At 71.8% G+C, this 26,090-nt stretch carries 26 protein-coding genes and 1 pseudogene; 4 read left to right on the top strand and 23 right to left on the bottom strand.

From position 1 onward, the window contains the following. Window positions 1–54: 54 nt before the first annotated feature. The 3 genes from VFZ39_RS10625 to pyrR are packed head-to-tail and all read right to left on the bottom strand — an operon-like array spanning window position 55 to window position 2,872. On the bottom strand, window positions 55–1,353 hold the full coding sequence (locus tag VFZ39_RS10625) for a dihydroorotase (protein WP_330865722.1): 1,299 nt from the start codon (window positions 1,351–1,353) through the stop codon (window positions 55–57). Next, window positions 1,350–2,294, bottom strand: coding sequence for an aspartate carbamoyltransferase catalytic subunit (locus VFZ39_RS10620; RefSeq protein WP_330865721.1), 945 nt, complete (start codon window positions 2,292–2,294; stop codon window positions 1,350–1,352). The genes VFZ39_RS10625 and VFZ39_RS10620 overlap by 4 nt, the downstream gene beginning before the upstream one ends. Next, window positions 2,291–2,872 carry a bifunctional pyr operon transcriptional regulator/uracil phosphoribosyltransferase PyrR gene (pyrR, locus tag VFZ39_RS10615; protein WP_330865720.1) on the bottom strand — a complete coding sequence of 194 codons (582 nt, stop codon included), beginning with the start codon at window positions 2,870–2,872 and terminating at the stop codon, window positions 2,291–2,293. The genes VFZ39_RS10620 and pyrR overlap by 4 nt, the downstream gene beginning before the upstream one ends. 136 nt (window positions 2,873–3,008) lie before the next feature. Here pyrR and VFZ39_RS10610 point away from each other — a divergent pair, with 136 nt between their 5' ends. Then, entirely contained in the window at window positions 3,009–3,854 is an 846-nt protein-coding gene (locus VFZ39_RS10610; RefSeq protein ID WP_330865719.1) for a PASTA domain-containing protein, read from the top strand. An 11-nt stretch (window positions 3,855–3,865) separates the two neighbouring features. On the opposite strand, the gene VFZ39_RS10605 is transcribed toward VFZ39_RS10610, so the two are convergent. Both VFZ39_RS10605 and VFZ39_RS10600 read right to left on the bottom strand, forming a co-directional pair. Then, complete coding sequence (locus VFZ39_RS10605) at window positions 3,866–5,224, bottom strand: hypothetical protein (protein ID WP_330865718.1); 1,359 nt, start codon at window positions 5,222–5,224, stop codon at window positions 3,866–3,868. Between the two features lie 111 nt (window positions 5,225–5,335). Continuing rightward, window positions 5,336–6,691 (bottom strand): NAD(P)/FAD-dependent oxidoreductase, encoded by a 1,356-nt coding sequence (locus VFZ39_RS10600; RefSeq protein ID WP_330865717.1) that lies wholly within the window; start codon window positions 6,689–6,691, stop codon window positions 5,336–5,338. A gap of 29 nt (window positions 6,692–6,720) precedes the next feature. On the opposite strand from VFZ39_RS10600, the gene VFZ39_RS10595 reads away from it, so the two are divergent. Further along, the gene (locus tag VFZ39_RS10595) at window positions 6,721–8,031 is read left to right on the top strand and encodes an aminotransferase class V-fold PLP-dependent enzyme (protein ID WP_330865716.1); all 1,311 of its coding nucleotides are present in this window, start codon (window positions 6,721–6,723) and stop codon (window positions 8,029–8,031) included. 17 nt (window positions 8,032–8,048) lie between these two features. On the opposite strand, the gene VFZ39_RS10590 is transcribed toward VFZ39_RS10595, so the two are convergent. After that, entirely contained in the window at window positions 8,049–8,603 is a 555-nt protein-coding gene (locus VFZ39_RS10590) for an AfsR/SARP family transcriptional regulator (protein WP_330865715.1), read from the bottom strand. 138 nt (window positions 8,604–8,741) lie between these two features. On the opposite strand from VFZ39_RS10590, the gene VFZ39_RS10585 reads away from it, so the two are divergent. Next, entirely contained in the window at window positions 8,742–8,972 is a 231-nt protein-coding gene (locus VFZ39_RS10585) for a hypothetical protein (RefSeq protein WP_330865714.1), read from the top strand. Between the two features lie 65 nt (window positions 8,973–9,037). Here the strand turns inward: VFZ39_RS10585 and VFZ39_RS10580 are convergent, their stop codons facing one another. The 16 genes from VFZ39_RS10580 to VFZ39_RS10505 all read right to left on the bottom strand — a co-directional run bounded on the left by VFZ39_RS10580 (window position 9,038) and on the right by VFZ39_RS10505 (window position 22,548). Beyond that, window positions 9,038–9,856, bottom strand: coding sequence for a DUF1206 domain-containing protein (locus tag VFZ39_RS10580; protein WP_330865713.1), 819 nt, complete (start codon window positions 9,854–9,856; stop codon window positions 9,038–9,040). A gap of 35 nt (window positions 9,857–9,891) precedes the next feature. After that, on the bottom strand, window positions 9,892–10,302 hold the full coding sequence (gene nusB, locus VFZ39_RS10575) for a transcription antitermination factor NusB (protein WP_330865711.1): 411 nt from the start codon (window positions 10,300–10,302) through the stop codon (window positions 9,892–9,894). Window positions 10,303–10,310: 8 nt separating this feature from the next. After that, complete coding sequence (efp, locus tag VFZ39_RS10570; protein ID WP_330865710.1) at window positions 10,311–10,874, bottom strand: elongation factor P; 564 nt, start codon at window positions 10,872–10,874, stop codon at window positions 10,311–10,313. 65 nt (window positions 10,875–10,939) lie between these two features. Then, window positions 10,940–11,764, bottom strand: coding sequence for an SIMPL domain-containing protein (locus VFZ39_RS10565; RefSeq protein ID WP_330865709.1), 825 nt, complete (start codon window positions 11,762–11,764; stop codon window positions 10,940–10,942). Between the two features lie 86 nt (window positions 11,765–11,850). Continuing rightward, window positions 11,851–12,591 (bottom strand): hypothetical protein, encoded by a 741-nt coding sequence (locus tag VFZ39_RS10560; protein WP_330865708.1) that lies wholly within the window; start codon window positions 12,589–12,591, stop codon window positions 11,851–11,853. Next, window positions 12,588–13,031, bottom strand: coding sequence for a type II 3-dehydroquinate dehydratase (locus VFZ39_RS10555; RefSeq protein WP_330865707.1), 444 nt, complete (start codon window positions 13,029–13,031; stop codon window positions 12,588–12,590). The genes VFZ39_RS10560 and VFZ39_RS10555 overlap by 4 nt, the downstream gene beginning before the upstream one ends. Next, complete coding sequence (aroB, locus tag VFZ39_RS10550) at window positions 13,028–14,128, bottom strand: 3-dehydroquinate synthase (protein ID WP_330865706.1); 1,101 nt, start codon at window positions 14,126–14,128, stop codon at window positions 13,028–13,030. The genes VFZ39_RS10555 and aroB overlap by 4 nt, the downstream gene beginning before the upstream one ends. A gap of 1 nt (window position 14,129) precedes the next feature. Continuing rightward, window positions 14,130–14,645, bottom strand: coding sequence for a shikimate kinase (locus tag VFZ39_RS10545; RefSeq protein ID WP_330865705.1), 516 nt, complete (start codon window positions 14,643–14,645; stop codon window positions 14,130–14,132). Next, window positions 14,642–15,820, bottom strand: a complete 1,179-nt coding sequence (gene aroC, locus VFZ39_RS10540; protein WP_330865704.1) for a chorismate synthase — start codon at window positions 15,818–15,820, stop codon at window positions 14,642–14,644. Before aroC ends, VFZ39_RS10545 begins: the two co-directional genes overlap by 4 nt. 120 nt (window positions 15,821–15,940) lie before the next feature. After that, window positions 15,941–16,657 (bottom strand): A24 family peptidase, encoded by a 717-nt coding sequence (locus VFZ39_RS10535; protein ID WP_330865703.1) that lies wholly within the window; start codon window positions 16,655–16,657, stop codon window positions 15,941–15,943. Continuing rightward, window positions 16,654–17,457, bottom strand: coding sequence for a shikimate dehydrogenase (locus tag VFZ39_RS10530; protein ID WP_330865702.1), 804 nt, complete (start codon window positions 17,455–17,457; stop codon window positions 16,654–16,656). Before VFZ39_RS10530 ends, VFZ39_RS10535 begins: the two co-directional genes overlap by 4 nt. Window positions 17,458–17,464: 7 nt before the next feature. Beyond that, a complete protein-coding gene (gene mltG, locus VFZ39_RS10525; RefSeq protein ID WP_330865701.1) occupies window positions 17,465–18,622 on the bottom strand; it encodes an endolytic transglycosylase MltG in 1,158 nt (385 codons plus the stop codon). Between the two features lie 52 nt (window positions 18,623–18,674). Next, complete coding sequence (ruvX, locus tag VFZ39_RS10520) at window positions 18,675–19,133, bottom strand: Holliday junction resolvase RuvX (RefSeq protein WP_330865700.1); 459 nt, start codon at window positions 19,131–19,133, stop codon at window positions 18,675–18,677. 9 nt (window positions 19,134–19,142) lie between these two features. Further along, window positions 19,143–21,827: an alanine--tRNA ligase gene (gene alaS / locus VFZ39_RS10515; RefSeq protein ID WP_330865699.1), complete on the bottom strand. Its 2,685-nt coding sequence runs from the start codon at window positions 21,825–21,827 to the stop codon at window positions 19,143–19,145. Then, window positions 21,827–22,084: a DUF6167 family protein gene (locus VFZ39_RS10510; protein WP_330865698.1), complete on the bottom strand. Its 258-nt coding sequence runs from the start codon at window positions 22,082–22,084 to the stop codon at window positions 21,827–21,829. Before VFZ39_RS10510 ends, alaS begins: the two co-directional genes overlap by 1 nt. Beyond that, window positions 22,081–22,548, bottom strand: coding sequence for a hypothetical protein (locus tag VFZ39_RS10505; protein WP_330865697.1), 468 nt, complete (start codon window positions 22,546–22,548; stop codon window positions 22,081–22,083). The genes VFZ39_RS10510 and VFZ39_RS10505 overlap by 4 nt, the downstream gene beginning before the upstream one ends. Window positions 22,549–22,765: 217 nt before the next feature. Between VFZ39_RS10505 and VFZ39_RS10500 the strand changes: the two genes are divergently transcribed. Continuing rightward, window positions 22,766–25,504, top strand: coding sequence for a hypothetical protein (locus tag VFZ39_RS10500; protein ID WP_330865696.1), 2,739 nt, complete (start codon window positions 22,766–22,768; stop codon window positions 25,502–25,504). A 75-nt stretch (window positions 25,505–25,579) separates the two neighbouring features. Here the strand turns inward: VFZ39_RS10500 and VFZ39_RS10495 are convergent. After that, window positions 25,580–26,090 (bottom strand): annotated as a pseudogene (locus VFZ39_RS10495) (replication-associated recombination protein A); the annotation flags it as partial.

Here is a 26,090-nt window from a genome sequence, read left to right as displayed (position 1 = left end):
CGGAACGGTTCGTTAAAGGATGTGGAGCTGGTCTGAACCTACCAGCGGGAGACCTCAGGCCAGCTTGCCGTCCAGCACCGTCGGACGCCCCCGGAGGAAGGTCGCGACGACGCGTCCGGGCAGCTCCATGCCGGCATAGGGCGTGTTGCGGGACAGGGACGCCGAGTCGCGCGCATCGACCACCCGTCGGACAGCGGGGTCGTAGAGCACGACGTTGGCGGGAGCACCCTCGGTGATCGGCTGGCCGTGGTCGCGCACGCGGCCGATCCGGGCAGGGGCGTAGGACATCCGCTCGGCGACGTCCTCCCACGTGAGGAGGCCCGGGTCGACCATCGTCTCCTGCACGATCGAGAGGGCGGTCTCCAGCCCGAGCATCCCGAACGCGGCGGCCGCCCACTCACAGTCCTTGTCCTCGTGCGGGTGCGGAGCGTGGTCGGTGGCGACGATGTCGATCGTGCCGTCGGCCAGCCCCTCCCGGAGCGCCTCGACGTCGGCCGGGGTCCGCAGCGGCGGGTTGACCTTGTAGATCGGGTTGTACGTCGCCGCGAGCTCGTCGGTGAGCAGCAGGTGGTGCGGGCACGCCTCGGCCGTGACGTTCCACCCCTTCTCCTTGGCCTGCCGCACGATCTCGACCGAGCCGGCAGTGGACACGTGGCACACGTGCAGCCGGGAGCCGACGTGGGCGGCCAGCAGGCAGTCGCGGGCGATGATCGCCTCCTCGGCCACGGCGGGCCAGCCGGCCAGACCCAGCCGGCCGGAGAGCTCGCCCTCGTTCATCTGGGCGCCCTCGGTCAGCCGCGGCTCCTGGGCGTGCTGGGCCACGACCCCGTCGAACGCCTTGACGTACTCCAGTGCCCGCCGCATCAGCACGGCGTCGCTCACGCAGTGGCCGTCGTCGGAGAAGACCCGCACGCGCGCCGCGGAGTCCGCCATTGCGCCCAGCTCGGCGAGCCGCTCGCCGGCCAGGCCGACCGTCACGGCGCCGACCGGGTAGACGTCGCAGTAGCCGGCCTCGCGACCGAGCCGCCACACCTGCTCGACGACTCCGGCGGTGTCGGCCACCGGGTCGGTGTTGGCCATCGCGTGGACGGCGGTGAACCCGCCCAGCGCTGCGGCCTGGGTGCCGGTGAGGACCGTCTCCGCATCCTCCCGGCCCGGCTCGCGCAGGTGGGTGTGGAGGTCGACCAGCCCGGGCAGCGCGATCAGTCCCGCGCCGTCCACGGTCTCGGCGCCCTCCGCGTCGAGCCGACCGCCGACGGCCGCGACGACGCCGTCGCGGAGCAGCAGGTCGGTCGGGTCGCCGCCGAGCACCGAGACCCCGGTGATGAGGTAGCTGTTCGTCGGGTCGGTCACTGGTCGTCGCCCTCCAGGGAGTCGTCGGAGCCGCTCAGCAGCAGGTACAGCACGGCCATCCGGACCGCGACGCCGTTGGTGACCTGCTCGACGATCACCGACCGGTCGGAGTCAGCCACGTCGGCGGTGATCTCCATGCCGCGGACCATCGGGCCCGGGTGCATCACGATCGTGTGGTCCTGCAGGGTGCGCATCCGGCGGCCGTCGAGGCCGTAGCGGCGGGAGTACTCCCGGGGCGTCGGGAAGAAGCCACCGTTCATGCGCTCCCGCTGGACGCGGAGCATCATCACGACGTCGACCTTCGCCAGCACCGCGTCGAGGTCGTACGACGTCTGCACGCCCCACGTGTCCACGCCGACCGGCAGCAACGTCGGTGGCGCGACCAGCGTGACCTCCGCGCCCAGTGTCTGCAGCAGCAGCGCGTTGGAGCGCGCCACGCGGGAGTGGAGCACGTCGCCCACGATCGCGACCCGTCGTCCGTCCAGCGAACCCAGGTGCCGCCACATGGTGAACGCGTCCAACAGCGCCTGGGTCGGGTGCTCGTGGGTCCCGTCGCCGGCGTTGACCACGCTGGAGTGCACCCAGCCCGAGTGCGCCAGCCGGTGTGGCGCGCCGGAGGCGCCGTGCCGCACCACCACCGCATCCGCACCCATCGCCTCGAGCGTCAGCGCGGTGTCCTTCAGGGACTCGCCCTTGGACAGCGACGAACCCTTGGCCGCGAAGTTGATGACGTCGGCGGAGAGCCGCTTCGCGGCGGCCTCGAACGAGATCCGGGTCCGGGTGGAGTCCTCGAAGAACAGGTTGACCACGGTCCGACCGCGCAGTGCCGGTAGCTTCTTGATCGGGCGGTCGGCCAGCGACCGCATCTCCGCCGCGGTGGTGAGCACCCGCTCGGCGTCGTCGCGGCTCAGGTCCGCCGCGGAGAGCAGGTGCCGCTTCACGAGACACCTCCGTCCCGGATCGTCACGGCGTCGTCGCCGTCGATCTCCGCGACGGCGACCCGGACCCGCTCCACCAGCGAGGTCGGCAGGTTCTTGCCGACGAAGTCGGCGCGGATCGGCAGCTCGCGGTGGCCGCGGTCGACGAGCACCGCCAGCTGGACCACGGCGGGGCGGCCGACCTCGGTGAGAGCGTCGAGTGCGGCCCGGATGGTGCGACCCGAGAACAGCACGTCGTCGACGAGCACCACGGTGCGGTGATCGATGTCGGCGGGGATCTCGGTGTGCAGCAGGGTCCGGGCCGGCTTGAGCCGCAGGTCGTCGCGGTACATCGTGACGTCGAGCGACCCGACCGGGACGTCGATGCCCTCGACGGCTGCGATCTTGGCTCCGATCCGCTCGGCCAGCGGTACGCCGCGGGTCGGGATGCCGAGCAGCACGAGGTCGCGGGCGCCCTTGTTGCGCTCGAGGATCTCGTGCGAGATGCGGGTGAGGGCCCGGGCGACGTCCCGGGCGTCGAGGACGGTGCGTCCCGGCTCGGGGACGGCCCCCGTCTCTGGATGGCTCTGAGGGGCAGGCATGTGCGCCGCTGACCTCCTTCTCCGCCTCACGGGACGGCTCGTTAAAGGATGTCGATCGGGCGTCACTCTAGCCCACGCGGTCGTGTCAACCCCCGCTGCCCCTGGCGCGTCCAACCGACGAACGAGGAGGCATCCGATGACGAATGGAGTGTGGATCGGCGTGCTGGCACCGACGGTCCTGGCACTGGCCATGACCGCCTGTTCGACCCCGGTCGAGCAGCGGTCGTCGGTGGCGAGCCCGACCGAGCAGCCCACGTCCTCGTCACCCACACCGGATCCGGTGACCATGCCCGACCTGATCGGCCTCACGTCGAGTGTCGCCGGGCGGCGGATCGGGCAGCTCGACGGGTCGACCCGACTCGGCCTGTCCCCGAGCTGGAGTGGAGCGCCGGTGCGGTGCGACGTCCGGCCCGGGACCGTGGTCCACCAGCGCCCCCCGGCAGGCACCCGTCTCCGACGCCGCCAGGTCATCCGCGTCCAGACGGCGTACCTGGACATCGGGGTCTTCCGCGGTCCCTGCAGCCCCACCGCCGGCGACCTCGGCCCGCTACGAGGCACGGACGCGACCCTTGCGCGCCGCTTCTACCGGTTCGCCGCCGACCCCACGTTGGGGGCACCGTTCGCGCCGGAGCCGGTGTGGCACGGGATCGGCAGCGGGTCAGTGGCGACCTGGGTGAGCGTCGCACAGCGAGCCGACCTGTCGGCCTGGCGCCTCGACACGTTGTACGCCGAACGCAGTGGGCCGTTCTCGGCGCTCGACGTGCTCGCGGCGAGTGGTGGCTACTACCAGCTGCACCGCGGCACCAGCGCGGGCTGCAGCGGTGACGCCGACGACCCGCCTGCCATGGCGGGGTTCAGGTCGATCACCCTGAGCTCACCGCGCGACACGACCGACGCCTGCCTGGACTGGTGGAGCGTGACCCTCTACCTGGACGAGGACGACCTGATCCGCGGGGTCGCGCTCCGCCTCGGGGCCCCGTAGCGCCGGAACGCTCAGAGCACCACGGCCATGGCGGCGCAGGCCCGCAGCCACGCCATCCGGGTCTCGTCGCTCAGCTGCGCGTAGGGGACGACCGACCCGGAGACCAGGACCGGGTCGTAGGGGACCCGGAAGACGGCCTTCGTGCGCTGCTCGTAGACCTGCACCAGGTCGGCGGCCAGCTGCTCGTCCACGTGCGAGGACGGGTCGGACAGCACCGTGATCGACTTGTGCTTGAGGTTCTGGTAGCCGGCGTCCTGCAGCGCGTCGAGCATCCAGAGGCCGGAGTAGCCGGTGTCCTCACGGATGGTGGAGGTCACGACCAGCAGGTCGGCCGCCGCGGCCGCGGCGAGCCAGTTCTCGGCCCGCATGTTGTTGCCGGTGTCGACCAGGATCAGCCGGTAGAAGCGCTCCAACAGCTGGTGCACGGCGGTGAAGTCCTGGGCCCGGATCATGCCCGTCACGTGCGGTCGCTCGTCAGACGCGAGGATGTCGAAGTGGGCGTCGCCCTGGGACCGGACGAATGCTCCGAGGTCGCCGATCCGCGCCTGGTACACGTCGTTGAAGCGCTCGAGGTCCTCGAGCAGCTCGCGGGTGGTGTTGCGGTGGCTGCTCCGGTGGCCGCGGATGCCGAGCGTGCCGCGGGTCTCGTTGTTGTCCCACGCCACCACACCGCCGCCACGCACGGTGCCGAACGTGTAGCCCGCGGCGAGCACGCCCGTGGTCTTCGCGGCCCCGCCTTTCGGGTTGAGGAACGCGATCGTCCGGGGGCCGTCGAAGTCACGCTGGATGGCCCGGCGGTCCTGCTCGTAACGGAGCTCGGCCGTGCCCATCTTGGGCGTGATGGTGCCACCGCTCCAACGCCGGACCCGGCCGCGCCAGCCCCAGGTGGCGGGGCCGTGCTCCACGTGGTCCGCACGTCGGTCGAGGAAGTCCGTGGCCGACATGAAGCGCTGGACGGTGCCGTCGGGCTCGGCTCGCGGCGGTTCCGGCGAAGGAGCGGTCGCAGGCGGGGGTGCGACCGGGCCGGGCAGCGTGGTCGGCGGCACCCAGCCGGGCGGCGGTCCCACGGGCGGTGACGGAGTACCGGCTGCCGGTGTGCGCACCGGCAGCGGGCTCGGCCCCGGCGGTTGGGGCCGAGGTGCGGACACGCGGGGTGCGAACGGCTGCTGGTGCTTGACCGGCGGCGGCGGAGGTGCCGGCTGCCCACCGAACTCCGGTGGCATCGGACCGGTCAGCGGGTCGCCGATCGGCGCCGGTGCGGGCTCGGCGTCGGGCCACCCGGCGACCTCGGTGGGAGCCGCCGTTCGAGAGGTCGGGGAGTCGTGGTTGCCCTGAGGGCTGGACTGGGGTCGGCGAGGCTGGTCGGGCATCGGGCCTCCAAAGGTGTCCGGGGGGCGGTCACGTCGCAGCGGCCTAGCGATCCGGCCGTTTGAGTCATGTTGTCCGGCGGGACGCCGGTCCAAACCTGGACCGACCGCCGATCAGAGCAGCGAGGTGACGGCGACGTCCACGGCCCGGTGGAACGTCGGGTACGCGTAGTGCATCGACGCCAGCCGCTCCAGCGGCACCTCGGCGTGGACGGCGAGCGCGAGCAGCCCCAACACCTCTCCCCCGGACGGCCCCGCAGAGGTGGCTCCCACCAGCACGCCGCGGTCCGCGTCGGCCACCAGCTTCAGGAGCCCGTCGTTGCCGGCGTCGTGGATCCAGCCGCGGCTGGACTCGGCCAGGTCCGCGTGGCCGACGCGCACCTCGAGGCCCGCCTCACGCGCCTGCGACTCGGTGAGCCCGACCGCCCCTACCTCGGGGTCGGTGAACGTGACCCGGCTGACCGCGCGGTAGTCGGCGGTGAACCCTTCCTGGCCCAGGATGTCGCGCGCGGCGATTTCACCCTGGTACATCGACACGTGGGTGAAGGCACCGTGGCCGGTGACGTCGCCGACCGCCCACAGCCGCTCGCCGGCGCGCAGCCGCTCGTCCGTGTCGACGACGCCTGCGTCGGGGTCGAGGCCCACCGAGTCGAGGCCGATGCCGGTCAGGTTCACCGTGCGACCCGCCGCGACCAGCAGCTGGTCGGCTCGCACCTCGCCACGGTCGGTGGCGATCCGGAAGTCGCCGTCATGGTCGACCCGCTCGACCTTGACACCGGTCTCCACGCGGATGCCGTCGTCTCGGAAGACCCGGGCAAGGAGCGCGCTGGACTCCGGCTCCTCCGGCGCCAGGACGCGCTCGGCGGCCTCCAGCACCGTCACCTGGGTCCCGAACCGGGCGAACGCCTGCGCCAGCTCGCAGCCGATCGCCCCACCGCCGATCACCGCCAGCGACTCGGGAAGCTCGGCGACCTTCACGATCTCGCGGTTGGTCCAGTACGGCGTGGCGTCGAGCCCGTCGATCGGCAACCGGGCCGGCGACGTGCCGACGTTGAGCACGACCCCCCGGGCGCCGACGTAGACGTCCTCCCCGACGCGTACCTGGCCTGGTCCGTCGAGCCGGCCCTCGCCCCGCACGATCCGCACCCCGGCATCCTCGAGCCGTTCCACGTGGGAGTCGTCACTCCAGTGGTTCGTCGCTTGCTTGTCGATCCTTCCCGCCACCGAGCCCCAGTCGGGGCGAACGTCCGCGGCGCCGGCAAGCATCGGAACCCGCCGGGCCTCGGCCAGCGCATCGGCGGCCCGGACCATCATCTTGCTGGGGATGCAGCCGTAGAACGGGCACTCCCCGCCCACCAGGTCGCGCTCGACGCCCACGACCGACAGCCCTCCCTCGGCCAGCTTCTGGGCGGCATACTCGCCACCCGGTCCGAGGCCGAGCACCACCACGTCCACGTCGTATGCGCCCATGGGCGCCCAGCATGCCGCACGATGGAAGGGTGACCACCTCGACCCGAAGGACCGTGCTGGGTGTCGGGCTGCTGGGCGGTGCCGGTCTGCTCGGCGGTTGCAGCGCGGACGAAGACCCGCCCACCTCAGCGCCGCCCGGTGCGGACCCGACCACGACAGCCTCGGCGTCGGCCGGCGCCGTCCCCGACTTCGACCCGGACGACTGGGCATCCGTGCGCGCACAGTTCCCGCTCTCGACCGAGCTCGCCCAGTTCGCCGCGTTCGTGCTGTCGCCCCATACCGCCCAGGTGTCGGCGGCGATCGCTCAGCACCGCGAGCGGCTGGACCAGGACACCGATCAGGCGCTGCACAACGGCTACGAGCTGGAAGAAGCCGTTCGTCACGCCGCGGCCTCCTACGCCGGCGCCATGCCGGAGCAGATCGCCCTCACCGACAGCACCACGATGGGCATCGCCATCATGTACGGCGGGCTCGACCTGGCCCCGGACGACGAGATCCTCACGACGACGCACGACTTCTTCTCGACCGAGGACGCGCTGCGGCTCGCGTCGAAGCGCACCGGCGCGCGCGTCCGCCGCGTCACCCTGTACGACGACCCGGCGACAACCTCAGTGGACGAGCTCACCACACGGCTGGTCGACGCCGTGGGGCCGCGCACTCGGGTGGTCGCCCTGACCTGGGTCCACTCGAGCACCGGGGTGCGGCTGCCGATCGCGGAGATCGGCGCCGCGCTCGCCGACATCAACCGGAGACGCGACAAGGCCGACCGGATCCGGTTCTGCGTCGACGGGGTGCATGGCTTCGCCGCAGTCGACACCGATCTCCCCGACCTGGAGTGCGACTTCCTGGCGACGGGCACGCACAAGTGGCTGTTCGGCCCGCGGGGCACCGGGATCGTGTGGGGACGCGACTGGGACCCGCTCACCGAGCTGATCCCGACCTTCTCCGGACCGTACGAGGGCGCCCGTCTCTCCCCCGGCGGCTACCACGACTTCGAGCACCGCTGGGCGCTCAACGAGGCGTTCGCCTTCCACGAGCGGATCGGCCGCGACCGGGTCGTCACACGCACCGTCGAGCAGGCCACCGCCCTCAAGCAGGGACTCGCCGAGATCGACGGCATCACCGTCATCACGCCCGCCGACCCGGAGGTCTCCGCGGGCATCGTGTGCGTAGACGTTCGCGACCTGCCTCCCGCCAACGCCGTGCTGGAGCTGCGCGCGCTCGGCATCGTGGCCAGCGCGACCCCGTATCAGCGGTCCTACCTCCGGCTCGGCCCGAGCATCGTCACCTCGCCCGAGGAGGTGGACCGGGCGGTCGCCGCAGTGGCCGAGCTGGTGTGACGCGCGATCGGGATCCCTCAGCCGCACACGTCCTCGTACGGCCGGTCCCCGAAGGCCTCCCGCCACTCCTCGCGGGTCAGCCCTCGGCCGACGATCCGGCAGGCGGTGTCAACGGCGTACTGCGGGCTGGTGTCCCACACATACGTCGAGCCGTCGGGATAGGGCAGCAGGAGCGCCTGGTCGTCGAGGAACACCGGTGTTGCGGTCCCCTCCCCCAGCACGTACGCCGCCCGTTCGGGCTCGCCGAGCTCCACCAGCTCCCGCGCGCGACCGACCAACCGCTCGAACTCGTGCGCGTCCACGTCGCTGGGGGGCAGCGTGAGCCGGTAGCCGTGGTCGACGGTCTCGATCGTCGATGCGCCGAGCAGCTTGCGCAGCCGGACCACCGACCCCTGCAGCGCCTTGTTCCAGGTGGCCGGCGGGCCCTCGGACCACAGCGCGTCGGCCAGCTGGTCGGCGGACACGAGCTCGCCGGTCCGCATCGCGAGGACCGCGAGCACCACCCGGTCGCGCCGTGCCAGCGCGCCCGTCCCCCCGTCGACCTGCAGCGGGCCTAGTACCCCGATGCCCATCCCTCGACAGTGACCCCGTTCGCGTTACCGGTCAACGGGGTGATTACCGCGGCGTTACCGCGGCCGCACCGCGACGACACCGGGGTGCCGGACAACGGCGTCGTGACGACCAACCAACACATCGAGAGAGGAAACGTCATGACCGTTCAGACCGCCCACACAGGCCACCACATCTCCACCAAGTCCGCCGCCGTCGCCCTTGCGGGTGCTGCGCTCGCGGTCACCGCCGGGTTCGGCATCGCCACCGTCGTCATCGACGACGCCCCCGCGTCCATCACCCCACCGACCGAGATCGTGAACGACGGCGTCGAGCCCGGGCTGTTCCCCGGCACCGACCGCGAAGAGCGCGCCCTGATGCACCGGCGTTGAGACCAGCCACCTCGGGAGCCGGGCCGGCACCATGCCAAGCTCGTGGAACGCCGGTCCGGCCGAGCTCAGCGGGAGAGGTGCCGGGCCCAGACGAAGGCGAACAGGCCGTAGCACGCGAGTCCGACCGAGATCGCGACCAGCACCACTTGGCCGAACGGCTGGTCCCGCAGCTGCTGGAGGGCCTGGTCCAGCCCGCCGGACTTCTTCGGGTCGTGCGTGACTGCAGCCCACACGAACAGGCCGCCGACGAGGGCGATCGCGACGCCCTTGCCGATGTGTCCGATCTTGCCGATCCAGCGGTACGCCTTCCCTGCCTTCCGGCCGTGACGGCCGTCGAGCTCCTCGAGGAACTTCTCCGTCCAGCCGCGGTGGACCAGGTAGCCGGCGTACCCCAGGATCCCGAGCCCGACCGCCCCGACGAGCAGCTGGCCGGCCGTGACCGACATCAGCTGCGCCGTCATGCTGTCGGTGCTGCCGCCACCGCCGCCCTTGCCGCCGGAGCTGCCCACCGCGACCTGGAACGCGGTGATCGCCAGCGCGGAGTACACGACCGCCGCGATCAGCTTTCCGGCCGGGTCGAGGACCTGCTCCTTGCCGTCCTCGAGCCGGATCGCCTGCCAGGCCTCGAGCACTCGCCAGAGAGCCAGGATCACGAACCCGATGCCGACCGCCCACACCAGCACCTCACCGAGCGGCTGCTGGACCAGCGTGTGCATGGCACCGGAGGCCGACGCGGTCTTGCCGGTCTCGCCGAAGGCGATCTGGAGTCCGAGCCAGGCGATCAGCAGGTGCACAACGCCGTACGCGACGAGCCCGACGCGCACGGCATGGTCGACGACATCACTCTGCTCGGCCTCGACCGCGGCCCGTCGGATTCCGGTCATGGAGGAACCGTAGGGGGTCGAGGGGCGGCCCCGGTTCACCCGATCAGGGATGCCTTGTCGCGCTGGAGGGCGCCGAGCACGCCGTTGACGAACTGGGGTGACTCGTCGGTCGAGAGGTCGCGGACCAGTCCGACCGCCTCGCTCACCGCGACGGGGTCGGGCACGTCGTCGACGTACAGCAGCTCGAAGAGCCCGAGCCGCAGCACGTTCCGGTCGACGGCGGGCATCCGCTCGAGCGACCAGCTCGTCGAGTACGTCGTGAGCAGCTCGTCGATCCGCGACCGATGCTCACCCACTCCCCTGACGAGGTAGGTCGTGTACTCGTTCGTGGGACCCTCGCCGGCATCGATGGCGCGCTCGAGCGCCTCGACCGGGTCGTCGCCGCGCAGCTCCGAGGCGAAGAGGATGTCGAGGGCGCGCTTGCGCGCCTTGGTCCTGGCCTGCACCTGGGTCGTCAGCCCTTCACGCGGCCGAGGTACGACGAGTCGCGGGTGTCGACCTTGACCCGCTCGCCCTGGTTGATGAACAGCGGCACCTGGATCTCGTGACCGGTCTCCAGAGTGGCGGGCTTGGTGCGGCCGGTGGCGCTGTCACCCACGACGCCCGGCTCGGTGTAGGTGATCTCCAGCTCGACCGACGCGGGCATCTCCAGGTAGAGCACGCGTCCTTCGTTGGTGGCGATGATCGCCTCCTGCTGCTCGAGCAGGAAGTTCTTGGCGGCGCCCACCGTCTCCGGGTCGATCTCGAGCTGCTCGTAGGTCCCGGTGTCCATGAAGACGTACGACGTGCCGTCGTTGTAGAGGTACTGCATGGTGCGCTTGTCGACCACGGCGACCTCAACCCGGACGTCCGCGTTGAAGGTCTTGTCGACCGTCTTGCCCGACTCGACGCTCCGCAGCTTGGTGCGGACCACGGCACCGCCCTTGCCGGGCTTGTGGTGCTGGAACCACATGACCTGCCAGAGCTGGCCGTCCAGCCTGAGCACCATGCCGTTCTTGAGGTCGTTCGTCGTCGCCATGGGCGCGAGGATATCCGCGGCGCCGTGGAGTCTCCTATTCGACAGCGGGTGCCGTTCGGGGCCGTTCAGTCGGAACCGGACCCGATCGCCCACACGATCTCGACCTTCACCGCGAGGTCCGCCTTGCCTGCACGGATCGGCACCGCGGAGAGCTCGTCCAGCGTGGCCCGGTGTGCCTTGTACACCCAGTCGCGCGGCTGCGGCGCGCGGTCGCCGGTGACCTCGCGGAGGGTGAGCACGTCGCCCAGCTCGGTCCCAGTCGCGGCGGCGTACCGCTCGGCGCGGGCGCTGGCGTCCTCCACCGCGGCGTCGCGGGCCCGGTCCAGCGCTCCCGCCGGATCGCTGACGCCGAGCCGCAGGTCGGTGGCCCGCACACCGTTGCCGCCGGTCTCGACCGCCGTGGTGACCGCACGTCCGCCCTGAGCCAGGTCGCGCACGGTGACACGCGACTTCTGGGTCACCCGGTAACCGGTGAGGACCGGCGGAGCGTAGGCGGGGTAGTCGTACTCCGGGTACATCTGCAGCCCGGTCGTCTGCACGTCGGCGCTGCGGACGCCGTGCTCGCGCAGGGCTGCCAGCACCCGCCTCATGGTGGCGCTGCTGTTCGTGAGCGCCCGGTCGAGGTCGAACTGCTTGTCGGTGACCGACAGCGCGAACGTGAGCTGGTCGGGTACCACGCTCACCTCGCCGGTGCCGACCGTCCTGAGCGTGCCGGGCGCGGTCGTCGCCTCGGACGCTGTCGGGTCGCCGGGCTGCGCCTGGGCGGGGGCGGCTCCCCCACCTCCGGCTCCCAGCAGGTACGACGTGACCAGCGCGAGCAGCACCAGCCCCGTCACCAGCAGCCCCTTCACACTCAGCGTCACCTCGCCGTTCATCGACCTCGCGCTCATCGCACTCGCCTCTCCGTGTCTCGGTGACGGTGGGACGGGGCGCCGGGAGGTTCGGTTCCGTCGGCTGCAACCGGCGGGACGGGAGCTCAGGTGATCAGCCGGACGTCCTCGACGATGTCCAGCACGGAGGCGACGAAGAGCGCTGCCAGGGCGCCGCGGGCGATCCAGGCCGGGAGGGGGTGGGACAACAGGCGGGCGCCCGACTCGCTTCGTCGCAGCCCGTTCAGGGCCGCCCACCCGGCGGCGAGCAGGAGGAACCCGGGCAGTAGCGGGAGCCACGCCACGACCCCGAGGTAGGCGAGCGTCCGCGGCCACGGCGCCCCGGCCAGGGCTCGCTCGGCCAGGAACCTCAGAAGGACGACGAACACGGTGGGGACGAGGACGAACAGCAGGACGGCCAGCCAGAGCGGGTCGAGCATCGTGAAGTCGACCCCGTCGGCGTGGATGATCATCGAGCCGACGACCACGCCGGCCCCCACGGACAGCGAGAGCATCCGGAACCACGGTGGTCCCACCGCGAGTCCGCGGAGCGCCAGGTAGAAGCCGGCGCCGAGGATCCCGAACCCCGGACCGGCGAGCAGCGCCAGGTTGAGCGAGCCCGAGAGCGTGAACCGCCCCATCTCGAAGCCGTCGTCGCTGGTCATCCCGACCACCGTCGGGTTCAGCTCGATCAGAACGAACATCGCCAACCGCGACAGCACGCCGACGACGAGGATCCCGCACGCGATCCCGATCAGCGTCACCGTGCCGAGGGTGCGCAGGGCAGGCACGGCTGCCGTACGTAGTTCTGTGCTCTGACGTCCCGAGCCGGCGGTCGTGACCGTCACCGGCCTCCTCCTCCCTTGCGCCCCAGCCGCTCGAGCGCCTGTCGGTAGCCGTCGATCCCCTGCCCCGCGATCGTCGCGACGGCATGAGGCTCGACCACGGAGTGGTGGCGGAACTCCTCGGGCCGCTGCTTGGGGTCAGAGATGTGCACCTCGACCAGCGGCGCCTCGAGCTGAGCGCACGCGTCGAAGAGCGCGAGGGAGTAGTGGGTCCAGGCGCCGGCGTTCAGGACGACAGCGATCCGGTCGTCAGCGGCCTGGTTGAGCCAGTCGAGGAGCTCGCCCTCATGGTTGGTCTGGCGGGTCTCGACGTCGAGGCCGAGGTCGCGCCCCCAGCCGGCGCAGAGCTCGGCGAGCTCGGCGTGGGTGGTGGTGCCGTAGATCTCGGGCTGGCGGCGGCCGAGCCGGCCGAGGTTGGGTCCGTTGAGCACGAGCACCTTCACGGCGTACCTCCTGTGATGACGTCGTACGCCGCCCGGAGGTCGGCCTCGTCGGGACCGGCCAGCACGACCGGATCTCCCACCCCGCGCAGCGCGACGAACCGCAGCTGCGAGCCGCGCGCCTTCTTGTCGACCCGCATGCCGGCGTGGAGGTCGTCGAAGGACGCTCCGGCGTAGGTCGTCGGCAGACCCACCCGCGCGAAGGCCGCGTGGTGACGGGCGACCGTCGCGGGGTCGAGCAGCCCGGCACGGCCGGCCAGCTCGGCGGCGTACACACAGCCGATGGCGACTGCGTCGCCGTGGCGCATCCGGTAGCCCTCTGCGCGCTCGATCGCGTGGGCCAGCGTGTGGCCGTAGTTCAGGACCTCCCGACCGGGGTGTCCCTCAGTTCCTCCGGTCTCCTTCAGGTCCGCGACGACGACGTCGATCTTGACCCGGATCGCGCGTTCGACCAGCTCGCGGACCACTGGCGAGTCGGGCACGAGCGTGGACGGCTCGGTCCGCTCGACCAGCTCCAGGATCCGCGGGTCGGCGATGAATCCGCACTTGACCACCTCGGCCAGCCCGGCGACGAAGTCGTCGCGGGGCAGGCTGTCCAGCATCGCCAGGTCGCAGAGCACTCCGGCGGGCTCGTGGAAGGACCCCACGAGGTTCTTGCCGGCGCTCGTGTTGATGCCGGTCTTGCCACCGACCGCAGCGTCGACCATGCCCAGCAAGGTGGTGGGGACGTGGACGACCGAAACTCCCCGCAGCCAGGTCGCTGCCACGAACCCGGCCAGGTCGGTCACCGCTCCCCCGCCCAGCGACACCACCGCGTCGGACCGGGTGAAACCTCGCTCGCCGAGCGCCTCCCAGCAGTCGGCTGCTGTTGCTGCGGTCTTGGCGTCCTCGCCGTCCGGCAGCCCGAGCACCAGAACGTCGTACTCCGCGACGAGCGCGTCGAGCGCGGGCTGGGCGAGCTCGGGATGGGCACCCGAGTGGAGCAGGGCGACCCGCTCAACATCGTCGCCGAGGGTGCCGGGGAGCCGGTCGAGCAGGTCGCGGCCGACCACGACGTCGTACGGCGACGCCCCGGTGACCGGCAGCACGGTGTCGCTCACCTCAGCCCACCTCTCCTTCGAGCGCCGACCGGACCTCGGCCGCCACGTCCTCCGGGGTTCGGCCGTCGGTGTCGACCACCACCCGGGCGACCGACTCGTAGATCGGCGTGCGCTCGTCGAGCAGCGTCTTGATCCGGGCCCGGACATTGCCGAGCAGCATCGGCCGTCCGACCCCGAGCCCGACCCGCTTCACCGCGTCGGACAACCCCACCCGGAGGAACACGACGGGTCTACCGACGAGCAGGTCCCGGGTCGCCGGGTCGAGGACGGCTCCGCCACCGAGGGCCAGCACACCCTCGTGGGTCGCGAGGGCGTCGGTCACGGCCGCTCGCTCGAGCGCCCGGAAGTGCTCCTCGCCGTCGTCGACGAAGATGTCGGAGATGCTGCGGCCCTCGGCTCGCTCGATGTCGACGTCGGTGTCGCGCACCGGCACCGACCAGGCCTCGGCCAGCAGTCCCGCCACGGTCGTCTTGCCAGAGCCCATCGGTCCCACGAGCACGGCCCGCGGACCGCTCACCGAAACCTCAGGGTGTCGAGGTAGCTCTCCGCGTTGCGACGGGTCTCGGTGACCGAGTCGCCACCGAACTTCTCGAGCACCGCGTCGGCCAGCACCAGCGCCACCATCGCCTCGGCCACGATCCCCGCGGCCGGCACCGCACAGACGTCGGAGCGCTGGTGGTGCGCGGTCGCCGCCTCACCCGTCGCGACGTCCACGGTGCGCAGGGCCCGCGGAACCGTGGCGATCGGTTTCATCGCGGCACGCACCCGCAGCACCTCGCCGGTGGACATGCCGCCTTCGGTGCCGCCCGACCGGCCCGACGTACGGCGGAGGCCGTCGTCGGTGGCGACGATCTCGTCGTGCGCCTGCGACCCCCGCGTCGCAGCGAGCGCGAACCCGTCGCCGACCTCGACGCCCTTGATCGCCTGGATGCCCATCAGCGCCCCGGCGAGACGCGAGTCGAGCCGCCGGTCCCAGTGGACGTGCGAGCCGAGTCCGGGTGGCAGTCCGTGGACCACGACCTCCACGACTCCTCCGAGGGTGTCGCCGTCGTCGTGCGCCCCGTCGATCCGCGCGACCATCGCCGCGCTCGCGTCCGGGTCGAGGCACCGCACCGGGTCGGCGTCGAGCCGCGCGAGGTCGTCGGCGCCGGGCACCGACCCCGCCGGTGCCTGAACGCCGCCCAGCTCGACCACGTGCGAGACCAGCCGCGCCCCGACCGACTGCTCCACGAAGTTGCCGGCGACCCTGCCGAGCGCCACCCGGGCGGCCGTCTCACGGGCCGAGGCTCGCTCGAGGATCGGACGTGCCTCGTCGAAGCCGTACTTCTGCATGCCGACCAGGTCGGCGTGACCGGGCCGGGGTCGCGTGAGCGCGGCGTTGCGGGCCAGCGCCTCGAGCTCGGCCGGGTCGACCGGGTCGGCGGCCATGACCTTCTCCCACTTGGGCCACTCGGTGTTGCCGATCGAGATCGCGACCGGGCCGCCCTGGGTCAGGCCGTGGCGGACCCCGCCGAGGATGGTCACCTCGTCCTGCTCGAACTTCATCCGGGCCCCGCGGCCGTAGCCGAGCCGGCGGCGCGCGAGCGCGTCGACGACGTCCTCGGACGTCACCCGGACGTGCGAGGGCAGCCCCTCGAGGATCGCGACCAGGGAGGGGCCGTGGGACTCGCCCGCGGTCAGCCAGCGCAGCATGCGCTCAGTGTTCCATCCCCGTGCCCGCCCCCGGCCGGTGGTTGAGGTGCGAGCCACACGCCGGTGGTTGAGGTGCGAGCGAAGCGAGCCTCGATACCCCCGGCCCTCCAGTCCGCGGTGTCAGCCGCCGACGAGGTAGTCGGCGACGGCAGCTCCCACGAGGAGTCCGAGCAGCGCGCCGAGGATCATGAACGGGCCGAACGGGTAGGCCGTCTTGAGGAGCGTGCGGTCCCACCGCAGGAGCGCGAGGACGAGTCCGGGCACGCCGAAGACGAGGAACCCGGCGTACATGCCGACCCCGAACTCACCCCAGCCGACGTGCCCGAGCGCGAAGCCGAGCAGCGCGGCGAGCCGGACGTCGCCGAAGCCCATGCCCGCGGAGTGGATGAACCACAGCAGCCAGTACACCGAGCGCGCGATCACGAGGCCGAGTGCCGCCCGGACCAGGTCGTCCGGGTCGCCGGTCAGTGGCCAACCGGCCAGGCCGGCGAGCACGGCGTACGCCGTGGCGGGCAGCACGATGACGGCCGGCAGCAGCCGGGTGTGCCAGTCGATGAAGGAGAGTGCCACGCAGACGGGGACCAGCGGCACCAGGACCACCAACCACCAGTCGTTGCCCACCGAGGCGGCCACCAGCGCCGCTCCGACCGCCGACGCGAGGGCCGACTTCCAGGCCAGCCCGGGGCGGGCGCCCAGGTCGGCATAGAGCGGCTTGCTCGGCTCGCCCTCGGCGGACTCGTCCCGCTCTGGCTCGGGCAGCCGACGCACCAGCCACGGCACGAGCAGCCCGGCCACGCCGGCGCCGGCGGCGCACGCCGCGACCAGTGCCGGGTTCACGACCGCTCCCGGAGGGCGCGCGCACCGGCGTCGCGCATCTCGTCGAGAGGCGCAGGGCGCCCCGTGAAGAGCTCGAACTGCAGCACTGCCTGGTGCACGAGGAGGTCGAGCCCGCCGACCACCACCCGGTCGGCGGCCGACGTGACGAGCGGCGTCGGCCAGGGGTCGTAGAGGACGTCGAAGACCACCGGGACCTCGGCACATCGCGCCACCAGGTCCGAGGTCTGCGCGGCCGCAGGGATGGTGGACACGACCACGTCCCCGACCGCGGGTTCGGTGGCCAGCGAGCCGACGCGTACGGCGGGCCGAGCGGGGTGCCGGTCGATGGCAGCCAGGGTGTCGGCCGCCCGGGCGGGCGAGCGCACCAGCAGCGTCAACGAGCCGACCCCGAGGTCGCAGAGGGCGAGCGCCGCCGACGCCGCCGTCGCCCCTCCGCCGAGGATGGTCGCCACGACCGGCGGGGCTGCGACTCGCTCCCGCAGCGCGGCGGCCGCGCCCGGCACGTCGGTGTTCTCGCCGACCCAGCCCGACGCCTCGCGGACCAGCGTGTTGGCCGCGCCCGCCCGCTCGGCGGTGCCGGTGGAGGCGGCCGCGTACAGCAGCGCCTCCCGCTTCAGCGGGGCGGTCACCGACAGGCCACGCCAGTCGTCGCCGAGCGGTCCGACGAAGCCGGCCAGCCCGCCGGCCGGCACGAGCGCGGCGTCGTACTCCCAGTCCAGCCCGTGCGCGGCGTAGCCGGCACGGTGCAGGACCGGCGAGAGGGAGTGGGCGATCGGGTCACCCAGGACGGCGCAGCGCACGGCGTCCTCAGCAGGCGTCCGAGGTGGTGCAGTACTCGTCGAACTCCGCGTCGTAGGTGAGGAACTCCTCGTAGGTCTCGGCGAACTTGGTCTCGCCGGTGCGGAGGTTGACCGTGACGTAGTAGTACCAGTCGCCCTCCGTCGGATGCGCCGCCGCGGCGATCGCCGCGTCGCCCGGCGCCTCGATCGGTCCCGGTGGCAGCCCGACCGCGACGTAGGTGTTGTACGGCGAGTCGTAGTTCCGGTCCTCCGGCGTGATCGCGAACCCGAGGTCACGACCGAGCGCGAAGTTGATCGTGGCGTCGATCTGCAGCTTGCCGACGGTGCCCGCGGTGCCGGGGTTCTCGATCCGGTTGTAGATCACCCGCGCCACCTTGCCGCGATCCTGCTTCCGACTCGCCTCGGCCTCCACCAGGCTGGCGACGGTCATCAGCTCGTGCGGGGTGTACCCGAGCTCGGCGGCCGCGGCCTCGAGGTTCGCGTCCTTGGCAGCCCGCTCCCAGCGGTCGACCATGGCGACCAGGATCGACTTCGGTGTGGCGTCCGGCCCGATGTCGTAGGTCGAGGGGAAGAGGTAGCCCTCCGGGTTGCCCTCGGCATAGTCGGGCAGCCCGAGCTGGTCGGGATTGTCGAGCACCTTCTGGAACTGCTTCTTGGTGAAGTCGGTCTCCTTGGCGAGCACCTCGACGATGTCGACGACCCGCAGTCCTTCGGGGACGGTGACGGTCTCACGGAGGATGTTCTCGGGGTCGATCAGGACCTCCAGGGCGTCAGCCGCCGCCATCTCCCGCTTGAACTGGTAGAACCCGACCTGGATCGACGACGAGCGGGGTTCGGCGTTGGCGGCGTTGAGGAAGGCCTGCACCGAGGCGACCACTCCCGCGGACTTGAGGCCGCGCCCCATCTCGGCGACCGAGTCGCCGCTCTCGACCTGGAAGACGACCTTGCCCTTGCCCGGGCCCGGGTAGTCGGCGGGATCGGCGAACTGGTCGCGCACGAAGTCGACCCCCTTGGTCACGGCGAAGTAGAAGCCACCGACGATCAGGCCGAGCGCCACGAGCACGGCGATGCAGCCGGGGATCCGACTGCGCTCCTTTCGCCGACGACCGCCCTCGGGCGGGAGCTCCTCCGCGGTCGCGGGAGCCACCTCGTCGTACTCGCTCATCTCCGGGGACCCCGTTCAAGGCGGAGCGGCGCGAGCAGGGCAGTGGGGCGGTTCATCCATCTCCTTCGACGGCCTCGCCGGGCGGCGATCCCGTGGAACGTTCGGTGTCCAGGGCATGCTGCAGGATCAGCACGGCCGCCGCCTGGTCGACCACGGCGCGGCGTTGCTGCCCCTTCTTCCCCCGGTCGCGCAGCATAGCCTCCGCCGAAAGCGTCGTGAGCCGCTCGTCGACCAGTCGTACCGGGACCGGCGCGACCCGGGCCGCGAGGAGCGCCGCGAACTGCCGGACCTTGAGCGCTGCGGGTCCCTCGCCGCCGGAGAGGGACCGTGGAAGTCCGACGACGACCTCGACCGCGTCCTCCTCACGCACCAGTCGAGCGAGCCTGGCGAGGTCGCCCCGGCCACGGCGCACCGTCTCCACGGGGGTCGCGAGGAACCCGGACGGGTCGCTGCGGGCGACCCCGATCCGGGCGTCCCCCGGGTCGACCCCGAGCCGTACGCCGTGGCGCATGCCGCGTCCCTAGGCGCCCACGACACGGCCCACCTCGGACACGACCAGGCCGAGCGCCTCGTCGATCCGGGTGGTGTCGTTGCCGCCGCCCTGGGCCACGTCGTCCTTGCCGCCGCCGCGGCCGCCCACGAGCGGACCGACCGCTCCGACCAGCGCGTTCGCGCTCACCCCGCGCTCCCTCGCCGCGTCGTTGACCGCGGCCACCACGGCGACCTTGCCGTCGACGCTTCCGATGACCACGACCACGCCGGGCTCACCGCCGGGCAGCCTGCCGCGGACGTCGAGCGCGAGCTGTCGCACGTCGCCCCCGCCGAGCCCGTCGGCGCGGTGCGCGACGACCTTGACCGGGCCCACCTGCTGGGCGCGGTCGGCCAGGTCGGCGCCGGCGTCGAGCACCTGCTGCAGCCGGATCTGCTCGATCTCCTTCTCAGCCGCACGCAGCTTCTCGACGATGTCGTGGACCCGTTCCGGCAGCTGCTCGGGCCTCACCTTGAGCGCCTCCGACAGCTGCGCGACCAGCACGTGCTCACGCGCGAGGAACCGGTAGGCGTCGCCGCCGACCAGCGCCTCCACCCGGCGCACGCCGGAACCGATCGACGACTCGCCGAGCAGCTTGATGACGCCGAGGTGGCCGGAGCGACCCGCGTGGGTGCCGCCGCAGAGCTCACGTGCCCAGTCCCCGACGGAGATCACGCGGACCTGGTCGCCGTACTTCTCGCCGAAGAGCGCCATCGCACCGGACCTGACGGCCTCCTCCTGGCTCATGATCTCGGCGTGCACGGCCAGGTCCGCGAGCACCAGGTCGTTGACCCGCGCCTCGACGTCCGCCATCACCGACTGCGGGACCGCGCCCGCAGCGGAGAAGTCGAACCGGAACCGGCCCGGGCTGTTCTCCGACCCTGCCTGGGTGGCGGTGTCGCCCAGGGCCTCACGGAACGCCTTGTGCACCATGTGGGTGGCGGTGTGGGACCGCGAGATCGAACGACGACGCTCGATGTCGACCATCGAGTGGGCGCCGGTGCCGAGCGTGACCTCGCCGGAGACCACCTTCGCCTGGTGGACGATCAGCCCGGTGATCGGCGACTGCACGTCGCGGACCTCGATCCGCGCACCGTTGTCAAGCTCGACCACCCCGGAGTCGGCGAGCTGTCCTCCACCCTCGGCGTAGAACGGTGTGCGATCGAGGATCAGCTCGATCTCGTCGCCCTCGCGGGCCGACTCCACGACGCCGGCGGGCGTGACGATGCCGCGGACCGAGCCCTCGGAGACGACCTCCTGGTAGCCGGTGAACTCGACCGGCCGCCCCAGCGAGTCGGCGACGGCACGGTAGGCCGAGGCGTCCTTGTGCTGGCCCTTCTTGGCGCGGGCGTCCGCCTTGGCGCGCTCGCGCTGCTCCGACATCAGTCGGCGGAAGCCCTCCTCGTCGACGCTGAGGCCCTGCTCGGCGGCCATCTCGAGCGTGAGGTCGATCGGGAAGCCGTAGGTGTCGTGGAGCGCGAAGGCCTTCTCACCGGCCAGCTGCGAACCGCCGGACTGCTTCACCTCGGTGGTCGCGAGGTCGAAGATCGCCGTCCCGGCGCGCAGCGTCTGGCGGAACGCGTCCTCCTCGGCATACGCCACGGTGGAGATCCGCTCCCAGTCGCGGTGCAGCTCGGTGTAGGTCTCCCCCATCTTGTCGCGGCTCACCGGCATCAGCTCCGGCAGCGCCCGGTCGTCGTAGCCGAGCAGCCGCATCGAGCGCACCGCGCGACGCAGCAGCCGGCGCAGCACGTAGCCGCGGGCCTCGTTGCCGGGAGTCACACCGTCGCTGATGAGCATCATCGAGGACCGGACGTGGTCGGCCACGACCCGGAACCGGACGTCGTCGACGTGACCCTGCTCGCCACCGGCGCCGTAGCGCCGGCCGGTGAGCTCCTGCGCCTTCTCGATGACGGGGAACATGACATCGATCTCGTACATGTTCTGCTTGCCCTGCAGCAGGTAGGCGACCCGCTCGAGGCCCATGCCGGTGTCGATGTTCTTCCTCGGCAGGGACCCAGCGATGTCGAAGTCCTCCTTGGACCGCACCGCGGAGAGCTCGTCCTGCATGAACACCAGGTTCCAGAACTCGAGGTAACGGTCCTCGGCGGAGAAGTCGCCGTCGGGGCCGTACTCCGGTCCACGGTCGAGCAGGATCTCGCTGCACGGACCACCCGGGCCGGGGACGCCCATCGACCAGTAGTTCTCCTTCTTCCCGAGCCGGATGATCCGCTCGTCGGGGAGGCCGGTGACCTTGCGCCAGAGCTCGACAGCCTCCGCGTCGTCGTCGTACACGGTCGGCCAGAGCTTGTCCTCCGGGAAGCCGAACCCACCGTCGGCGACGGACTTGGTGACCAGGTCCCAGCCGAGCTCGATCGCGCCTTCCTTGAAGTAGTCGCCGAAGGAGAAGTTGCCGCACATCTCGAAGAACGTGCCGTGCCGCGTCGTCTTGCCGACGTCCTCGATGTCAGGGGTGCGCACGCACTTCTGGACGCTCACCGCGCGGTCGTACGGCGGCGTCTCCTGGCCCAGGAAGTAGGGCTTGAACGGGACCATCCCCGCGTTGACGAAGAGCAGGTTGGGGTCGTCGAGGAGCAGCGGCGCCGAGGGCACGGGCGTGTGACCTGCCTGCTCGAAGTGGCGCACGAACCGGCGGCGGATCTCCGCGGTGTCCATCAGTGGTGTCCTCTGCTCTCGAGCTGGGGCGTGGTGGATCTCTCATGAGGCAGCACGCCGAACCGTTCCCGCAACTCGGTTTCGCGCTCCGCCGCGCCCTGGGCGACCTCGTCGCGGAACATCCGGGCACCCAGGAACAACGCCTCCATCCGGTCGTGCAGCCCGTCGGACGTGAACGCCTCGGCCGCGCGCCGACCCCGGATCATCGCGTAGATCCCGGCACCGGCCCCGGCCACGAACCAGAGCCCCCGGTTCATGCGCTCTCCCGCTGCCTGGCCTGCCACTCGCGGTAGGCCTCCCGCTGCTCCACGCGGCGGTGCTTCCGGGCCCGCTTCACCTCGCGTCGCATCTCGAACCGGATCCGGTTGCGGCTCTCGGCCGAGAGCGCCCGCCGTACGCCGTGGCCGAGCGAGCCGAGCCGGATCACGCTCTCGCGCAGCAGCTGGTCGGCGAAGACTGCCCGTTCGAGCCGGGCAGGTTCCGGCTCCGGCTCGGGCGGCACGGCCAGACCGGTGATGGTGAACTCGCGCGGCTCGACCACCGGCGGGATCGGCCGATCCCGCTCACGCTCGAGCTCGTCGAGCCGGTGGCGCAGCGCCGCGGCCTCGGCGTGGACCGCCGCGACCTCCTGTTTGGTCCGGGTCCGGAGCGACAACAACGCCACCAGCAGCCCGAGCGCCAGCAGCGCCAGGACCCCGAGCGCCAGCCACTCCCACATCATGGTGTCCGACCCTATCGGGCGCGGCGAGGCGCACGGCGGGTGCGGCTTCGGATCCCCGCCGCGGGCCCGCTGAGCCCGCCCGCTGCTCTGGCTCCCGCCGCTCTGGGCGTGGTTGCTTGACGTCAAGCAACCCGCGTGAGCGAATGCCGCCACGCTGGCAACCATGAGGGTCGCTGCCGCGTCCATGAAGGTGAGTCGACTCTCAAGGAGATCCGTCATGCACTCTCGCCTCGCACGCGGTCGCGTCCGCATGCTGCTCGCCGCAGTCCTCGCCGGAACCCTGACCCTGACGCTGGGCGTGACCCTGGCACCCGCCGGCTCAGGTGTCGGGCCATCGCCGGCGCCGGCGACCTCGGACCCGCATCCGAGGGCGGCCAGCCTCGACGGGGCCGGCACGTGGCAGGTCACCAGGACCGGGGGCGATACCTACCAGGTGAGCTGGCGGGCCGCCCGTCGGCTCCCGGTCACCTCCGACCGAGCCACGATCGTCGCGGGCGGCCTCCCGATCGGCGTACCGCGGCTGGCTGCGGACGGCCGGACCGTCGTCACCACGGTCACCACCGCCGAGCGACCCGACCCGGCCGATCTCGACGTCGTCCTGTCCGGTGACCGGCTCGACCACCCAGGGATCGACCAGACCGGGGATGGCGCTGTCCCCGTCGATCCGCGCCGCAGCACCCCGCTCGCCGACGACCCGGCCGAGCCCGGCGAGCTCGAGGTCGTCTCCAGCGACTACGAGCTCGACCCGGTCAAGCTGCCCGGGATGCGGGAGCCGATCGAGATGGTGGGCCACGTCGTGGAGCCTGCGGGTGAAGCCACCGAGTCGCGCCCGCTGGTGCTGTTCCTCCACGGTCGTCACTCCTACTGCTTCAACCCCACCGGCCAGGACGGCGACGACTGGGGATGGCCGTGCCAGTCGCCCATGAAGGAGATCCCGAGCCACCTCGGCTACGACTACATCCAGCAGGTGCTGGCCTCCCAGGGCTTCACCACCGTGTCGATCCGGGTCAACGGCATCAACGCCCAGGACTACCGGCTCTCCGACGGCGGAGCCGACGCACGGGCGAAGATCGTGCAGGAGCACCTCCACTACTGGGCGACGTCCGGCGAGTACGAGGCCGACCTGTCACGGGTGGTCCTCGTCGGGCACAGCCGCGGCGGCGAGGGAGTCAACCGCGCGTCGATCCAGGTCCCGCTTGAAGCGCCGTACCGCATCGTCGGCCAGGTGCTGCTCGCACCGACCGACTTCGGCACCCAGACCGCGCCGTACGTCCCGACCGCGACCGTGCTCCCGTACTGCGACGGGGACGTCTTCGACCTCCAGGGCCAGCGGTTCACCGACAGCGCCCGCGACCTCGCCGCGAACGACAGCTCCCTCAAGAGCTCGGTGATGGTGCTCGGCGCGAACCACAACTTCTTCAACACCGAGTGGACCCCCGGCATGGCCGAGGCGCCGGCGTGGGACGACTGGTACGGCAAGCGCGGCGTCTGCGGCTCTCAGTCGCCGACGCGGCTCAGCGCCGAGGAGCAGCGGACCGTCGGCGTGGCGTACGTCGCCGGCGCGGCCCAGCTCTTCGCGGCGGACGCGCAGGAGTTCCTGCCCCTGTTCGACGGTTCGGTCGTCCACCCGCCGTCGATCGGCGCGGCCGACGTCCGCTCCCACGCCATCGGCGGTGGGCGCGAGCTGCGGCGGCCGGTGATCGACACCGGCCTGTCCCTGCCGACCGGCGCGGACGCGTCGTTCTGCCAGGGCGTGCTCCGGCCCGGCTCGATAGCGTCGTGCGGCCGCGAGGACGACCTGTACGGCCAGGTGCCGCACTGGTACGACGCCGGGGAGTTCGCCCCCGCGCGTCACGAGCTCGAGCTCACCTGGACCGGGGCCGGACAGTCCGGTGGTCTGGTCTTCGACGAGCCGCTCGACCTCTCCAGCGGCCGCCTCGAGCTGCGCTCGATCGTCGACCCGGCGTTCGGTGACGTCCGGATCCGGCTGCGGCTCACCGACAGCAGCGGTGCGACCGCGGAGGTCACGCCGGAGGGTGACGGGATCATCCGTGCCCTGCCGGTCGACGCGCAGGTGGGCAAGCGCTGGGCCCAGGCCGTCCTCGCCGATCCGAGCACGGCCGCCGGGATCGACCTGACCCGGGTGGTCCGGGTCGACGTGGTCGGGGACAGCGCCGACGGTCGGCTGTGGATCCTGGATGTCGCGTCGGCGCCTTCGTCCCTCGTGCCGGTTCCCGACGAACGGCTCCCGCTGGTGAGCCTGCAGAAGGTCAACGTCATCGAGGGCGACGACCCCGGTACCTCCGTCGCTCGAGTGCCGTTCACGGTGACCGGCGAGGTCACGCGCCCGGCGCAGCTGACGGTCGGGATCCTCGACGAGATGTCGCGCCGCGGCCGCAGCGCTGTCCGGGTCGATCTCGCTCCAGGTCAGACCGAGGGCTATCTCCGCTACGAGTACCGCGGCAACACGATCGACGACTACGACCGGCGCACGACAGGCTTCTACGCCTTCGCGGTGAAGGGCGCGATGACCGACACCTACGACGGCCAGGTGCGGTTGCTCGACGACGACCCGGCTCCCCGGGTCACGGTCAGCACGCCGAAGCGGGTCAAGGAGGGCGCGTCGGTCACGGTCGAGATCAAGCTGTCCCGCGCTACGGGGTACGACACCTACGTCGGTGCCCAGGTGGTGCGCGGTCCCGGCTCCGGGACCCGGCTGACGGTCGGTGACATCCCGAGGAAGTGGCTCAAGCGCCACTACGCCTCGGTCGACGACCCGGACCGGCCCCTGCACAAGGCCGGCCTCTACCTGTTCGACCGGCTCCGCTCGGGCGACCGGTCCGTCGTGCTGACGATCCCGGTCCGGTCCGACGGCGTGCGGGAGGGACGGGAGCGGATCACGCTCAAGCTCGACGGCATCGGGAGGTTCACCCGCACCGTCCGGGTGACCGACTGAGCCTAGGAGCGCCAGGGCATTCCGGTGGTTGAGGCGCGAGGAGCACCTCAACCACCGGTCGTACGACCGGCCTGGCTAGCTCTCGCCGCGGACGATCCTGCGGATCTTGTCCCAGCGGTCGGCGATCGCCGCCTCCGCACCCAGAGAGGTCGGCTGGTAGTAGGCGACACCGTCGAGCACGTCGGGCAGGTACTGCTGCTCGGCGACGCCGTACGGCTCGTCGTGCGGGTAGACGTAGCCCTTCCCGTGGCCGAGGTCGCGGGCGCCTCCGTAGTGGGCGTCGCGCAGGTGGGCGGGCACGTGGCCGATCTTGCCTGCCTTCACGTCGGCGATGGCGGAGTCGATCGCGGTGATGACGGCGTTCGACTTGGGGGCGACCGCCAGGTGGATGGTGGCCTGCGCGAGGTTGATCCGGGCCTCGGGCATCCCGATCAATTGCACCGCCTGCGCCGCGGCCACCGCGACGGTGAGCGCGGTGGGGTCGGCGAGTCCGACGTCCTCGCTCGCGTGGACGACCAGTCGCCGGGCGATGAACCGCGGATCCTCCCCGGCCTCGATCATCCGGGCCAGGTAGTGCAGCGCGGCG

Origin of the sequence: Nocardioides sp. (assembly GCF_036374615.1) — a bacterium.
Classification (GTDB): domain Bacteria; phylum Actinomycetota; class Actinomycetes; order Propionibacteriales; family Nocardioidaceae; genus Nocardioides.
The sequence above is the reverse complement of the archived record's forward strand: the minus strand, read 5'-3'. Positions and strand labels throughout refer to the sequence as shown.

Excerpts from the sequence above, each read along its gene's own strand:
- pyrR (WP_330865720.1), bottom strand. The coding sequence starts at position 2,872 with ATGCCTGCCCCTCAGAGCCATCCAGAGACGGGGGCCGTCCCCGAGCCG.
- VFZ39_RS10610 (WP_330865719.1), top strand. The coding sequence starts at position 3,009 with ATGACGAATGGAGTGTGGATCGGCGTGCTGGCACCGACGGTCCTGGCA.
- VFZ39_RS10605 (WP_330865718.1), bottom strand. The coding sequence starts at position 5,224 with ATGCCCGACCAGCCTCGCCGACCCCAGTCCAGCCCTCAGGGCAACCAC.
- VFZ39_RS10600 (WP_330865717.1), bottom strand. The coding sequence starts at position 6,691 with ATGGGCGCATACGACGTGGACGTGGTGGTGCTCGGCCTCGGACCGGGT.
- VFZ39_RS10590 (WP_330865715.1), bottom strand. The coding sequence starts at position 8,603 with ATGGGCATCGGGGTACTAGGCCCGCTGCAGGTCGACGGGGGGACGGGC.
- VFZ39_RS10585 (WP_330865714.1), top strand. The coding sequence starts at position 8,742 with ATGACCGTTCAGACCGCCCACACAGGCCACCACATCTCCACCAAGTCC.
- VFZ39_RS10580 (WP_330865713.1), bottom strand. The coding sequence starts at position 9,856 with ATGACCGGAATCCGACGGGCCGCGGTCGAGGCCGAGCAGAGTGATGTC.
- efp (WP_330865710.1), bottom strand. The coding sequence starts at position 10,874 with ATGGCGACGACGAACGACCTCAAGAACGGCATGGTGCTCAGGCTGGAC.
- VFZ39_RS10565 (WP_330865709.1), bottom strand. The coding sequence starts at position 11,764 with ATGAGCGCGAGGTCGATGAACGGCGAGGTGACGCTGAGTGTGAAGGGG.
- aroC (WP_330865704.1), bottom strand. The coding sequence starts at position 15,820 with ATGCTGCGCTGGCTGACCGCGGGCGAGTCCCACGGCCCCTCCCTGGTC.
- mltG (WP_330865701.1), bottom strand. The coding sequence starts at position 18,622 with ATGAGCGAGTACGACGAGGTGGCTCCCGCGACCGCGGAGGAGCTCCCG.
- ruvX (WP_330865700.1), bottom strand. The coding sequence starts at position 19,133 with ATGCGCCACGGCGTACGGCTCGGGGTCGACCCGGGGGACGCCCGGATC.
- alaS (WP_330865699.1), bottom strand. The coding sequence starts at position 21,827 with ATGGACACCGCGGAGATCCGCCGCCGGTTCGTGCGCCACTTCGAGCAG.
- VFZ39_RS10510 (WP_330865698.1), bottom strand. The coding sequence starts at position 22,084 with ATGAACCGGGGGCTCTGGTTCGTGGCCGGGGCCGGTGCCGGGATCTAC.
- VFZ39_RS10505 (WP_330865697.1), bottom strand. The coding sequence starts at position 22,548 with ATGATGTGGGAGTGGCTGGCGCTCGGGGTCCTGGCGCTGCTGGCGCTC.
- VFZ39_RS10500 (WP_330865696.1), top strand. The coding sequence starts at position 22,766 with ATGCACTCTCGCCTCGCACGCGGTCGCGTCCGCATGCTGCTCGCCGCA.